Source organism: Acetobacter tropicalis (genome assembly GCF_030644465.1).
Classification (GTDB): Bacteria; Pseudomonadota; Alphaproteobacteria; order Acetobacterales; family Acetobacteraceae; genus Acetobacter; species Acetobacter tropicalis.
On sequence record NZ_JAUYUW010000001.1, the window covers coordinates 2,596,950 to 2,609,527 of the forward strand.

The following is a 12,578-nucleotide window of genomic DNA, read 5'->3' on the forward strand; positions in this document are numbered from 1 at the left end:
GGCCGGAGACCATGGAAGTACGGACTCTTGATGATGTCCCGGCATCGGCTTTTCATTTGCGCCTTGCTCTTGTTGCCGGTGGCGGACCGTTTTGTGATGGTTATATTCTGGGCGTTATCGGTGTTGTGCTGCCTGTTCTGGTCTCCAGCTTTCATTTGAGTGCAGACGCGACCGGGCTTGTTGGTGCGGCCTCTTTGCTGGGCGTCTTTATGGGTGGTTTTGCAGGGGGGATAGCGTCAGACCGGTTTGGACGGAAAATTCTTTACACCGTAAATATTCTCATGTTTACGGTTTTTTCCGCAGCTCAGTATTTTTGCAATAGTTTTGCTGCCTTACTGGTCTGGCGCTTGCTTATCGGTATTGCTATCGGCGCGGATTATCCGATTGCCACGGCTTACGTTACGGAGTTCATGCCTCGCCGCTGGCGCGGGCCAGCTCTGAGCGGGCTTATTACTTTCTGGTGGCTGGGCTATGTGTGCAGTTTTGTCGTTGGATATACGCTGCTCTCATTCTTTCCTGAAAACTGGCAATTTGTCATGGGTTCCAGTTTTGTCCCCTCACTTTTTCTGCTCTTGTGTCGTGCTGGTATGCCGGAATCTCCTCTCTGGCTTATGAGTGTGGGGCGGGTGACCGAAGCACGGAATATCGTGAAGACTTTTTTGAAAACAGAGATTTCTTTCGAGTGCGTTCGACCTTCTGTGGTACCCGATAGCCCCGGTAAGGTTATGGGAAAATTATGCAGTCCGCGTTATCGTGGATTACTGATTTTTGTGAGCGCATTCTGGATCTTGCAAAGTGCTCCGGCATTTTCAATCCATACCTTACAGGCCCAGATTCTTGCGCAGATGCATATGAATAATCCTATTCTGGCGGCCTGTGTTGTCACGTGTTTTACGTTTTTGGGCATTCTTCCCGTCACGTTCGGGTTGATTAACCTTATCGGCCGACGAACGCTTCTGATCTGGTCCTTTATTCTGGCTGCTCTTTCTCTGCTCTTCATAGCCTTGTGGTCTGGAGAGGCTGGTTGGGCCGTCATGGCTGCCTTTATTATCTATTCCGCAGTGGAAGCTGCTGGGAGCGGCTTACAGTTTGTCTACCCCAATGAACTTTTCCCCACAGAAATACGGGGCACTGCGGTAGGGTTTGCTTCTTCTGCCAGCAGGTTAGGAGCCGCTTTGGGGACCTTCCTGCTTCCTGTAGGGGTCGCTCATTTTGGTGTGCGGGCTACTTTATTTGCTGCAGCAAGCCTGCTTGCTCTGGGGGCCTTTATATCTTGGCGCTGGGCCCCGGAAACGGCCGGGCTTAGTCTTTCTGAAGCCAGTCATATTACTCTTTCCTGAGATCACTATGGGGAATCTATTATGAAATTGACCTCCTACTGGCTAGATACCGCCCCTTCATTCGTGGCCAGTCCTGCTGCGGCTATGCCCGGTATGGTAGATGCTGTGATTGTGGGAGGTGGGTTTAGTGGTCTTTCTGCAGCTTTGCGCCTGCGGGAGCTTGGAGCTTCCGTTGTTGTGCTGGAGCGCGAGCGGGTTGTGGGCGAGGCTTCTGGCCGTAATGGAGGGCATGTTAATAACGGGCTGGCAGGTAGCTTTTCCATGGCCTGCAAAACGATGGGAGAAGACAAGGCAACTGCTCTTTATAAAGTTTTCAATAAAGCAGTGGACACTGTTGAAACTATTATAAGCACGCACGCGATCGCGTGTGATTTTGTGCGGTGCGGCAAGCTGAAAGTGGGGAATTTACCCGCTCATCATGCCGCATTACAGGCTGACTATGAGCAGTTATGCAAGAGTGCAGATCCAGATGTCCGGTTGATCAGTTATGCACAGATCCATGATGAGCTAAGATCTGACCTGTTTAACAATGGCCTGATTTACCCCCATAGCGGACGTATGCATATGGGGCGCTTTGGCGTTGGGCTGGCACAGGCCGTTTTGAAGGCTGGTGGTCTTATTTTCGAAAACACACCTATGATATCAATAAAATTCGGTCAGGGGTGTTTTGAAGTCATAACGCCTCAAGGCAAGATTGTTGCAAAATCAGTATTGATGGCAACAGGTACCAGTCGTCATGCTCCATCATGGTTCCGTCAGCGGATTATGCCCGTAGGGAGCTTTATCGTTGCGACTGAACCTATGGATGCTGCGACGCTGAAGCAGGTCATGCCTGGGGGGCAGAATGTTGTGACCATGCAGAATATTCACAATTATTTTCGTGCCACGGCTGATAATAGACTGATTTTTGGGGGAAGAGCGAGCTTTTCCCGTTCCCGAACTACAACGGATATTGTCAGCGGCCATATGCTGCTTGCCGCCATGAGACGCACATTGCCTGACCTGCCTGATGTGAAAGTTGAATATTGCTGGGGTGGTGACGTTGATATGACGGTGGACCGTCTCCCGCGTGCAGGGCAGTGGAACGGAATTTACTATACCATGGGTTATAGCGGGCATGGGACGCAGATGTCCGTTTATATGGGGCAGCGGATGGCTGAAGCCATGGCCGGTATGCCGGATACGAACCCGCTTGCAGGCCGTTCATGGCCTAAAATTCCGTTTTATGGTCTGGCATCGTATGTGCTGCCCGTTGTGGGGGCTTATTATCGCGCTAAGGATTACGTTCAGAATTTCAGAGCATAAAATCTTTTTTGATGATTATCTGATGTGCGTTTTTATACCGAAGTAAAGATTTAAAATCTCTTTGGTCTGTTTTGAAAATAAACTGACCAAAGAGAGGATCTTATTTTTTAATAACCTTTTGAACGATCAACTCTGGAGGAGAAAGTCCTTTCTCCTGCCAGATAGCGTTCTACAGTATCCAGCAGGACGTGACCTGCGGTTTCAGTCTGGCTGCTACTGGCGATGTGCGGCGTTATCAGGATGCGTGGATTGTCCCATAACAGGCTGTCGGCAGGTAAGGGCTCTGGATCCGTCACGTCCAGAATGGCAGCGCTAAGGTGTCCATTTTCCAGCATTTCAAGCAGATCCGGTATTACAAGATGCGCTCCTCGTGCTGCATTGATGAGTTGTGCGCCTTGAGGTAGTTTTTTAAACAAATCGGCATTAAGCATACCGCGCGTTGCGTTTGTGAGAGGCAGCAGACAGATAAGAATGTCTGTGATAGCCAGAAACGCATCAAGTTCTTCCGGTCCGGCATAACAGGTTACATTGGGCACTTCATGCCGCGAGCGTGACCAGCCGCTACAGGTAAACCCGTTACTCGCCAGAGCCTGCGCTACGGGTGCCCCCAGTGTGCCCAGACCCATGATGCCAACACGCCGTTGTGCTGCGACCAGATTGGGTCTGGCTTTCCAGATATGTTGTTTCTGCTGGTTAATATAGGTCAGTCCATCCCGGTGCAGAGTGAGGGTTGCCCATAAGATGTAGTCGACCATGCCATCTGTCAGGCCAGGTTCGATCATGCGGATAATGGTCACATGCTCAGGAATTGCAGAGAGATCAAACTGATCCACACCAGCGCCAACAGAGAAAATGACTTCAAGGTTGGGAAAATATGTCAGTAAATTAGCGGGTGGTTCCCATACGGCTAAAAAGCGGACCTCTTCTGGGTTTCCGGTTTCCGGCCAGACATGGAACGCAAGGTCTGGAAGCGCTTTGTTGAAAAGTGGTTTCCATACTTTTGCCCTCTCCGGGGTGGATTTGAGCAGAAAAGACATGCAAGCTTGCCCTTCAGGAAGAGGAAGATGTGTGGCGGGTCAACCCAATGCCTGGCTACACAGGGCAAAGCATGAAGGGGAATCTGATAAGGTATCAGTGTTTTCCGTCGGTTCTGTTGTCATGGAGACAACAGAGCTCACACGGAGCAGTCCCCACTGGTCCAGCAGGGTTGCCAGAGTTTCATCTTGTGGAATATCGACGCGCAGGAACTGCCCTGCACAGGTTCCTGCCCAGTATGCCAGCATCGGGAGGGCAAAAATTGAGTCCGTAGCAATGACGGGGCCGGCAACATGCCCCCAGCCAAATTTGCGACAGAAAGAAAAACCCTGAATGCCTTTCTCTGAATCCACAACAATACCTCGGCCATCATCCATCAGATGTTCAATGAGGGCTGATCGATCCATTTTGAGCGCTGCCGCGTCCATTGCGCAGATTGCGTTCAGATCGGCTGTGCCCATTGGGCGCATTCTGTAGCCTTCAGGAAGAGGAATAAGCGGCACTGTGGAAACATTCCCCTGATGCTGCGCAACGACCCCGGTGGAGCGGAAACCGGTTTTTTCGTATAGCGGGACGCCAGCGGAGGTCGCGTTCAGATGCAGTCTGAAGCCCGGCAGGGCTTGCCGTGCCAGTGTCATGAGCTGTTTGCCAATGCCGTGCCCTTGCCATGCCGGACTGACAATAATCATTCCCAGACAGGCAGTTTGCGGCCCCCACATCCACCATAGGATTGTGCCGATGACGCTTCCTTCCGGTGTGGTGGCTACCGCACCGTTACCAAGGCTGAGCATCTGCTCCCAGTCTTCAAGCCGATGCGGCCATGCCAGATCTTTGGAGAGCTGCCAGGCCTGAGTGAGGTCGTCCGTCTGCATGACGCGGAACGTAATTTGCATTTGCAGAAGTGGGTGAGAGGGGGCGATCTGAATCAAATTTTCTGCTCCGGGAAGAAATCCTGAATTGGGAAAGACTCTTTTAAGATCGGTGATTTTATGACGATGTAACTGAAATATTTTTCAATCCCGATATTTACCTCCAGAAGGTTTTCTATGATGGTCTGATAATGTTCCACGTCACGGGTCACGAACTTGACCAGATAGTCATACCCTCCACTGATCAGGTGACATTCAACGACCGTATCAAGCTTGCTGATGTGACTCTCAAAGCGTGCAAAGTCATGCCGGCGATGATCAGAAAGGGTGATTTCCGTAAAAACTGTCAGAATGGAGGTGATTTTTCGGATATCAATCTGAGCACCATACCCCGTGATATAACCAGCCGCCTCCAGCCGCTTGACACGGATCAGGCAGGGGCTGGCGGACAGGCCAACCCGGTTTGCAAGCTCAACATTTGTCAGCCGGCCGTTGCGCTGCAACTGTGTGAGAATTTTCAGGTCGATCCTGTCTAATTTCGGGGTGGGCTGCATGGCGAAGACTGTCTCCGGAACAGGATGTGTACCCCAGCGGGGGTATGGAAAATGTTGATCAGAATGTTCCGATTATAAAACGTCAAGGCCGCCGAGGTGGAGGCTTTTTATTTCCATGAATTCATCCATGCCTGCATGACCTCCCTCACGACCGAGCCCGGACTCCTTGACCCCACCAAATGGCACGCTTTCCATTGAAATCGCACCCGTATTATGGCCAATCATCCCAAATTCCAGAGCCTCTCCCACACGCCACAGCCGACGGATATCATTAGTGAAAAAATAGCTCGCCAGACCAAAGGGGGTATCATTTGCAATGCGGACGGCTTCCTCTTCCTCCTTGAAACGAAACAGGGGAAGCACCGGGCCAAATGTCTCTTCGTGCGCGACACGCATGTCGGTCGTTACACCTTCCAGCACAACCGGCCACACAAAACGTCCTTCAGTGCGGAGAGGTGAGCCTACGTAGCGGGCACCTTTGGCTAATGCATCCTCAACATGGGCGCGTACCTTGGTGACCGCAGCTTCGTTAATGAGTGGCCCGATGGTGCTGTTGGCATCCAGCCCGGCTCCAACCTGCAGAACATTCATTTTCGCCATGATGACTGGCAGAAGCTGGTCCCATATTCCGTCCTGCACCAGCACCCTGTTTGCACAGACACAGGTCTGACCGGCATTACGGAACTTACTCTGCATGATGCCTTCGGCTGCGGCTTCTACATCTGCATCGTCAAACACAAGGAAGGGAGCGTTTCCACCTAACTCCATGCTGCATTTTTTTACTGTAGCTGCTGATTGTTCCAGCAGAATTTTGCCAATGCCGGTAGAGCCGGTGAAGGTCAGTTTCCGGACAACTGGGCTTTCAGTCAGCACTTTCCCGACGGCAGCGGGCCAACCAGTCACAACGCTGAGCAGCCCCGCAGGCAGGCTTGCACGCTCGGCGAGTGCGGCGAGTGCGAGTGCCGAAAACGGGGTCAGTTCAGATGGTTTGATTACCATGCCGCATCCTGCGGCTATCGCGGGACCACATTTGCGGGTGATCATGGCCAGAGGGAAGTTCCAGGGGGTAATGGCGGCAGTCACACCAATGGGTTGCTTGAGCACAAGTACGCGGCGGGCCGGGTCCGCCGTGGTCAGGATGCTGCCTTCGCTCCGCCGGGCTTCCTCAGCGTACCATTTCAGGAAGGAGGCAGCATAGCGCACTTCCCCGCGTGCTTCGGCCAGTACCTTGCCCTGTTCGGCCGTCATGATTAGGGCGAGGTCTTCCACATTCTCGAGAACAAGCTGGTACCAGGCATTCAGAATTTCTGCGCGATGGCTTCCCGTTTTGTTGCGCCAGGCAATCTGGGCAACGCGTGCGGCCTCTATCGCCTTTTGCGTGTCGTCCGCCGTGCAGGCAGGTACCGAGCCGATGATGTCCCCGTTGGCTGGGTTATCGACGTCGATGGTCTGACCATCTGCTGCATCGCACCAGGTTCCGGCAATAAAGGCCTCCTGGCGGAAGAGAGTTGCATCATTCAGGGTTGGATGGGTCATGCTTGGTTTCCTAAATGCAAGGGGTCAGGACAGCTCTTGCGCTGTGCGGTGGCAGGCGATGAATGCGTTGGAGGGGGCCTGCCACACAGGCGGCGGCGTGTGCGTGCAGGCGGCTATGGCCATTGGACAACGCGGCATGTAGCAGCAGCCGTTTGCAGGGGGGGGGCCGGCTTTGTCCTGCTTCGACCCATGCTGGCGGATCACGCCATCCAGCCAATCCGGGCGCATTTCAGGCACCGAGGCTTCTAGTTTGCGCGCATAAGGGTGATGCGGCGCGGTCTGCAGGGCTGTTATTGTGGAGAATTCTACACAGTGTCCGGCATACAGGACGGCAACATGGTCACACACCGAGCGCAGGGCGTGCAGGTTATGCGTAACAAACAGCCATGAAAGGCTGAGCTCGCGCTTGAGCTCCATCATCAGGTCCAGAATGGCCGCAGCGACAACGGTATCCAAGGCCGCCGTGATTTCATCACACAGCACAAGGCGCGGGCGGGCAGCGAGTGCGCGCGCCAAATTGACGCGCTGCTTTTGGCCGCCTGAAAGCTGGGTGGGCAGACGGCTGGCCAGAGCGGCGGGCAGACGCACCATGTCCAGAATATGCCGGATGGCGTTATCAGAGGCATCTTCACCATAAAACGTCAGCACCCTGCGCAGGGTGGCTTGCACGGTCATGGCGGGATTCAGCACAAGGTCCGCGTTCTGCGCCACCAGTTGCAAGTGCTGGCGTTGTTGAGGGGAGCGTAAGTTGATATCGGCCGCAAGGGGTTGCCCCTCAAACATCATGCTACCGGCCGACCAAGGCTGAATGCCCGCAATGGCGCGGATCAGTGTGCTCTTGCCGCAGCCGGATTCCCCGATAATGCCCATGGTTTCGCCAGCCAGAACCGGCAGGCTGACTTGATTCAGAATGGTGTGCACGGGGCGCCCTTCCGGCGTGATACCCCCATAGCCAACCAGAATGTCACGCACATCCAGCAGCGGAGCGGAGGCCGGGACCGGATCATGATTGCGCGTGTGGGGCTCACTGGCCGCCACAAGGGCCTGTGTATAAGCTTGAGTGGGCGCGGTCAGGATCTGGCCGGTGGACCCTTCCTCCTGCACGGTGCCATTTTTCAGCACTACGGCACGGTCTGCCATCTGGGCGACAATGGCCAGATCATGCGTGACATAAACGCCGGTAAAGCCGCACTGGCGCATGGCAAGACGAAATGCTTCCAGAACCTCTATCTGGGTCGTGACATCCAGTGCCGTTGTGGGTTCATCAAAAATCACCACTTCTGGCTCGGTGATCAGGGCCATGGCAGCCATAATCCGCTGGAGCTGTCCGCCTGAGCACTCATGGGGGTAACGTGCACCGATGGTATGGGGAGAAGGGAGTGCCATCAGCTCAAACAGTGCTATGGCCTGCTCCACAGCCTCTTTGCGGGGCATGATATGGTGCACCAGAGCGGGTTCTATCACCTGCTCCATCAGCGGAAGGGCCGGGTTGAAAGCTGCTCCGGCATTCTGTGCGATGTAGGCGATTGTCATGCCACGAAAGGCATGTAGCTCACGCGCATTCATGTGCAGCACATCGTGCCCGGCCACACGTAGAGTACCGCCTGAAATGCGGCAGCCCTGCCGGGCGTAGCCTGTCAGGGCAAGGGCTATGCTGGTCTTGCCGGAGCCGGATTCACCAATCAGAGCCAGCATTTCCCCTTCCGCCACATTAAAGCTGACATTGGTGACAATAGGGGTTTCCGGGCCACGGCCTCGGCGGCCTGTCAGGCTCAGGTTCTGAACTGAAATGAGAGGCGGAGGTGCTGTAGGGTGAAGCAGGCTCATTGGCGTTGCCCTTTGCCGTCGAGTGCAAGGTTGAGGCCTACAGTCAGAATGGCGATTGTCAGGGCAGGGGCGATCACCGCGGGCGCGCCATACACAAGGCCCAGTAGATTTTCCCGTGTCAGGGAACCAAGGTCCGTCTGTGGCGGCTGTAGCCCGACACCCAGAAAGCTCAGGTTGCTCAGCAGCCGGACAGCATAAATGAAGCGTAAGCCGACATCTGCCAGCACGGGGCCGGTCATGTTGGGCAGGATCTCGCGCAGGACCAGATAACCCGTTTTTTCTCCCCGCATGCGTGCAGACAGAATGAAATCCTTCCGCACGATCGAGAGAGCCAACATGCGGCTGGTGCGGTAGGAGCCGGGCATGTAGATGCACGCCATGGCCAGTACCAGAACCGGAACGGACGAACCAAATGTCGCGACGGCCACCAGTCCGCTAAGCAGGGATGGAATGGAAATGACACCATCCATGAAGCGGGAAAGCAGGGTATCCGTCAGTCCTTGTTTAAGAGCAGCCATTATGCCCAGAAATGTGCCTGCGCCACACGCCAGTACGGTCGCTACGGCACAAAGCAGGACAGTACTGCTGGTGCCAAAGAGCAGGCGAGTCAGGACATCACGCCCCAGATAGTCCGTACCCAGCAGATGTGTGGAAGATATGGGTGCGAAAACCGTGGAGCTGACGACTTCGCCGGGTGGGCAGGGTGCTATGAGAGGCCCTGTAACGGCCAGTAAAAGCCAGAACAGAGCCAGCAGGACTGGTGTTTGCCGCAGGGGGAGCAGGCGATGCAGAGGCCGGGAGAGCATCATGCGCGTGTTCTTTCCTGCGAGGAGCAGAGCGCCACGATATCGGCCAGTGTTGTGAGTAGCAGGTAGGCCGCGCAGAAAATAATTGCGCAGGTTTGCACCAGCGGAATATCGCGCGAGGCCACACTATCCACCATCAGGCTGGCTATGCCTGGGTAATGAAAGACGGATTCCACGATGACCACGCCACCCAACAGGTAGGACAGGCTGAGGGCAATGACGTTGAAGAGGGGAGCAATCACGTTCGGCAGGACGTGGCGCAGTATGATGAAGGCCGGGGAAATGCCTTTGAGCATCGCCATTTCCACCCATGAAGAACTTAGTACGTTCACCATGACGGCGCGTGTCATGCGGGCCATCTGTCCGACAATGACACAGCCAAGTGTTGCTACGGGCATGGAAAAGGCGGCCAGAAACGAGCCGATGGAATGAATATCACTGATGCTGGCCAGTGCGGGAAGCAGATGCAGTTCCACGGCAAAAACCAGCACGGCCAGCGTCGCGATCAGAAATTCCGGCACAGACACAACGCACAATGTGAGCAGGGAGATCGTGCGGTCAAACACCGTATTGCGAAAAATGGCGGAAAGGGTGCCAAGAAGCAGAGCGGCAGGCACGGCAAACAACGTTGTAATGCCTGCCAGAAGGAGAGAATGCAGCAGACGGTCATGCACCATGCTCAGCACGGGCTGGTGGCTGACAAGGGATGTGCCGAAATCTCCCCGTAGCAGTCCCCCTGCCCAGCCTGCAAAACGCAGCAGCACAGGTTGATCCAGCCGCAGGCTGTGGCGCAGGGCGGCTATGGCATCGGGTGTGGCTGCCTGCCCAAGCAAGGCTTCAGCGACATCTCCCGGCAATGCGGAAGTTATAAAAAAGACGGCAACAACAACGAACACCAGTGAGACGAGGGAAGCCCCAACCCTGAGGGCAATCGCTTCACCCAACCGTGCTGTCATGGCTGGCCTCCTGCGGTATCCGTCTCATCAACCCAGATGCTGCGGGCAAAATTGTAGCCCATCAACTGGCCACCCTGACGCGGGCGCAGGCCCCGGATGCGTGGATGATATCCATCCAGACTGGTGATGAAGGTGGGGATCGCTATTCCGGCATCCGTATGGATGAGTGTTTGCATGTCATCATACAGAGCACGGCGTTTTGCCTCGTCGGGCTCACTCCGGCTGAGAACCAGAAGCTGGTCGAACTGTGCATTGCGCCAGTGCGATTCATTCCATGGCGCAGTGGATGCAAAACTGAGCGCAAAGGTCATGTCCGCTGAGGCGCGTGGGTTTACATTGCCGAAGCCCATGGGGAAACGCATCCATGACTGGCTCCAGTAGCCATCGGCAGGCATGCGGCGCACGTCCAACTGGAGGCCGATGCGTCGTGCGTCATTCTGGAGCAGAACCGCCATTTCGACGGATCCGTTGGCAGCGGGCGAGCAGATGAGCGGGGGCAGGCTCTGGTTTAAATAACCGCTGCGGCTAAGAAGAAATTTTGCCTGTTCCGGATCATAGCGGGTCTGAGGAAGGTGCGTGTTGAAATCACGATGTTCAGGGGGCAGGGGCTGGTCATTTCCCATGCGGCAGTAACCAAGATAAATGGAATCACGCATCTGTTCGCGGTTGAACAGCAGCTTCATGGCGCGGATAAAGTCCGCGTTGCGGCCCGGTCCGACATCCTGCCGGATGGCAAGATTGGTGTAAGTGCCTGTTGGGCTTTCCATCACTGCAAGGCCACGTTTGCGCACAAGAGCGACAAGGCGCGGGTCTACGGCGGCAATAATATCAACATCGCCCGAGAGCAGGGCATTGTGTCGGGCCATGTCATCACTGATGGAAATCAGCTCCAGACTGTCCACCCACACCCCGCCGGGGTTCCAGAAATTTGCGTTGCGCAAGGCAAGTGAACGCACGCCAGGCTGGAAAGCCGCACACGTAAAGGGACCTGTGCCATTGGCCTTATCAAATTGCGTTGTGCCCTCGCGGATGATGGCAAAATTTGTCAGCCCGAGCACGGAGGGAAACGTGATATTCGCGGTGTCTAGCTCAATGATGACACCCAACGGCCCATCTGCTCGTATGGTGCGCATGGCCATGGCCTGATAATGCACCTGCGAGCCAACAGTGGGATCTTTGTGCCGGAGAATGGAATACACAACATCGGCAGAAGTCAGCGGTGCCCCATCATGGAAGTAAACACCGCTGCGCAGCCGGATATGCCATGTCCGGAAGTCTGTGCTTTCAAGGCTTTCCGCCAGAGCCGGGCGTGCCGTCAGGGTCTCGTCCAGTGTGACAAGACCATCATAGAACATATTGCCGCGCATATAATCCGTCGCCATGGATTGGCGCGCGGGGTCGAGCGTGTCGCTCAGAGAACCTGTGGTGGAGGCGGCACGGACATGACCACCATGTCGCGGAGCAGAATTGGTCTGGCTATAAACAGAGTTACTGGAAACTGTTGCAAAAGCTGCGCCGGACCATGATCGTGCAGCACAGATGCCGGCTGCTGCCAGATGCGCTCCCTGTTTCATCATGTTGCGTCGGTTCAGCATCAATACGCTCCGGCGGGGGTAAAGCGCGGGACTGGATGGGAAGGCTAAGTCTGGCGTGCCAGACGTAACCTTCCCTGACGGAGGGTTTAAAGACCCAGAACGCCCGGCAAACCACCGATATCGGGAATTTCAGTATAGCCGTAGTAGGGGGTGGAGGGTTCATGACCACGGGCGACAAATACTTTGTTGCGAATACCCAAATCATGCGCGGTCATCAGGTCGTAACGCAGAGAAGAAGAGACATGCAGAATGTCTTCAGGCCCACAGCCAAGGCTGTCCAGCATGTATTCAAACGCACGCATATGCGGTTTGTAAGCCTGCGCGTCTTCTGCCGTAAATACGGCATGGACCGGAGCACCCAGCTTGGCAACGTTGGAATGAATTTGTGAGTTAGATGCGTTGGAGAGAATGACCAGCGGGACTTCCTTTGCAATCTTGGCCAGACCGGCCGGAACATCATCCCACGGCCCCCAACTAGGAACAGATTCATAGAATTTGTTTGCGATTTCCGGGGAGAAAGGAACTTTCCATTTTTTACACGTACGTTCCATCGCATTGAGGAGCACATAGCGGTAAGGCTGCCATGGGCCCAGAACTTCATCCAGCCGGTAAGCCGCAAAGTCCTTGCAGAACTGCTCCATTCCATCGGCAGGAATGACATCAGCATAAAGCTCACGTGCCATCTCGCTCATCCGGAAGCGGGTCAGGGTGCCGTAGCAGTCAAACGTTACGAATTTCGGCTTGAACGTCGTCAT

General features: G+C 55.0%; 11 protein-coding genes. 2 read left to right on the forward strand and 9 right to left on the reverse strand.

Annotated features, from left to right (window positions below):
- The first annotated feature begins 11 nt into the window (after window positions 1-11).
- Together QWU00_RS11850 and QWU00_RS11855 are read left to right on the forward strand one after the other, a co-directional pair.
- Window positions 12-1,340 carry an MFS transporter gene (locus QWU00_RS11850; RefSeq protein ID WP_035381626.1) on the forward strand — a complete coding sequence of 443 codons (1,329 nt, stop codon included), beginning with the start codon at window positions 12-14 and terminating at the stop codon, window positions 1,338-1,340.
- A 21-nt stretch (window positions 1,341-1,361) separates the two neighbouring features.
- A complete protein-coding gene (locus QWU00_RS11855) occupies window positions 1,362-2,645 on the forward strand; it encodes an NAD(P)/FAD-dependent oxidoreductase (protein ID WP_035381628.1) in 1,284 nt (427 codons plus the stop codon).
- 107 nt (window positions 2,646-2,752) lie between these two features.
- Here the strand turns inward: QWU00_RS11855 and QWU00_RS11860 are convergent, their stop codons facing one another.
- From QWU00_RS11860 to QWU00_RS11900, 9 genes are all read right to left on the reverse strand, one after another.
- Entirely contained in the window at window positions 2,753-3,682 is a 930-nt protein-coding gene (locus QWU00_RS11860) for a 2-hydroxyacid dehydrogenase (protein WP_035381630.1), read from the reverse strand.
- A gap of 39 nt (window positions 3,683-3,721) precedes the next feature.
- Window positions 3,722-4,609, reverse strand: coding sequence for a GNAT family N-acetyltransferase (locus QWU00_RS11865; protein WP_150395627.1), 888 nt, complete (start codon window positions 4,607-4,609; stop codon window positions 3,722-3,724).
- Complete coding sequence (locus QWU00_RS11870) at window positions 4,606-5,103, reverse strand: Lrp/AsnC family transcriptional regulator (RefSeq protein WP_035381632.1); 498 nt, start codon at window positions 5,101-5,103, stop codon at window positions 4,606-4,608. The genes QWU00_RS11865 and QWU00_RS11870 overlap by 4 nt, the downstream gene beginning before the upstream one ends.
- Before the next feature lie 72 nt (window positions 5,104-5,175).
- A complete protein-coding gene (locus QWU00_RS11875) occupies window positions 5,176-6,639 on the reverse strand; it encodes an NAD-dependent succinate-semialdehyde dehydrogenase (RefSeq protein ID WP_035381633.1) in 1,464 nt (487 codons plus the stop codon).
- 24 nt (window positions 6,640-6,663) lie between these two features.
- A complete protein-coding gene (locus QWU00_RS11880; protein ID WP_035381635.1) occupies window positions 6,664-8,466 on the reverse strand; it encodes an ABC transporter ATP-binding protein in 1,803 nt (600 codons plus the stop codon).
- Window positions 8,463-9,275 carry an ABC transporter permease gene (locus tag QWU00_RS11885; RefSeq protein WP_150395628.1) on the reverse strand — a complete coding sequence of 271 codons (813 nt, stop codon included), beginning with the start codon at window positions 9,273-9,275 and terminating at the stop codon, window positions 8,463-8,465. The genes QWU00_RS11880 and QWU00_RS11885 overlap by 4 nt, the downstream gene beginning before the upstream one ends.
- Window positions 9,272-10,228 (reverse strand): ABC transporter permease, encoded by a 957-nt coding sequence (locus QWU00_RS11890; protein ID WP_035381637.1) that lies wholly within the window; start codon window positions 10,226-10,228, stop codon window positions 9,272-9,274. Before QWU00_RS11890 ends, QWU00_RS11885 begins: the two co-directional genes overlap by 4 nt.
- Window positions 10,225-11,823 carry an ABC transporter substrate-binding protein gene (locus QWU00_RS11895; RefSeq protein ID WP_231551843.1) on the reverse strand — a complete coding sequence of 533 codons (1,599 nt, stop codon included), beginning with the start codon at window positions 11,821-11,823 and terminating at the stop codon, window positions 10,225-10,227. Before QWU00_RS11895 ends, QWU00_RS11890 begins: the two co-directional genes overlap by 4 nt.
- Before the next feature lie 86 nt (window positions 11,824-11,909).
- Window positions 11,910-12,578, reverse strand: a complete 669-nt coding sequence (locus tag QWU00_RS11900; RefSeq protein ID WP_035381639.1) for a haloacid dehalogenase type II — start codon at window positions 12,576-12,578, stop codon at window positions 11,910-11,912.

Excerpts from the sequence above, each read along its gene's own strand:
- QWU00_RS11855 (WP_035381628.1), top strand. The coding sequence starts at position 1,362 with ATGAAATTGACCTCCTACTGGCTAGATACCGCCCCTTCATTCGTGGCC.
- QWU00_RS11880 (WP_035381635.1), bottom strand. The coding sequence starts at position 8,466 with ATGAGCCTGCTTCACCCTACAGCACCTCCGCCTCTCATTTCAGTTCAG.
- QWU00_RS11875 (WP_035381633.1), bottom strand. The coding sequence starts at position 6,639 with ATGACCCATCCAACCCTGAATGATGCAACTCTCTTCCGCCAGGAGGCC.
- QWU00_RS11900 (WP_035381639.1), bottom strand. The coding sequence starts at position 12,578 with ATGACGACGTTCAAGCCGAAATTCGTAACGTTTGACTGCTACGGCACC.
- QWU00_RS11870 (WP_035381632.1), bottom strand. The coding sequence starts at position 5,103 with ATGCAGCCCACCCCGAAATTAGACAGGATCGACCTGAAAATTCTCACA.
- QWU00_RS11885 (WP_150395628.1), bottom strand. The coding sequence starts at position 9,275 with ATGATGCTCTCCCGGCCTCTGCATCGCCTGCTCCCCCTGCGGCAAACA.
- QWU00_RS11860 (WP_035381630.1), bottom strand. The coding sequence starts at position 3,682 with ATGTCTTTTCTGCTCAAATCCACCCCGGAGAGGGCAAAAGTATGGAAA.
- QWU00_RS11895 (WP_231551843.1), bottom strand. The coding sequence starts at position 11,823 with ATGCTGAACCGACGCAACATGATGAAACAGGGAGCGCATCTGGCAGCA.
- QWU00_RS11850 (WP_035381626.1), top strand. The coding sequence starts at position 12 with ATGGAAGTACGGACTCTTGATGATGTCCCGGCATCGGCTTTTCATTTG.
- QWU00_RS11890 (WP_035381637.1), bottom strand. The coding sequence starts at position 10,228 with ATGACAGCACGGTTGGGTGAAGCGATTGCCCTCAGGGTTGGGGCTTCC.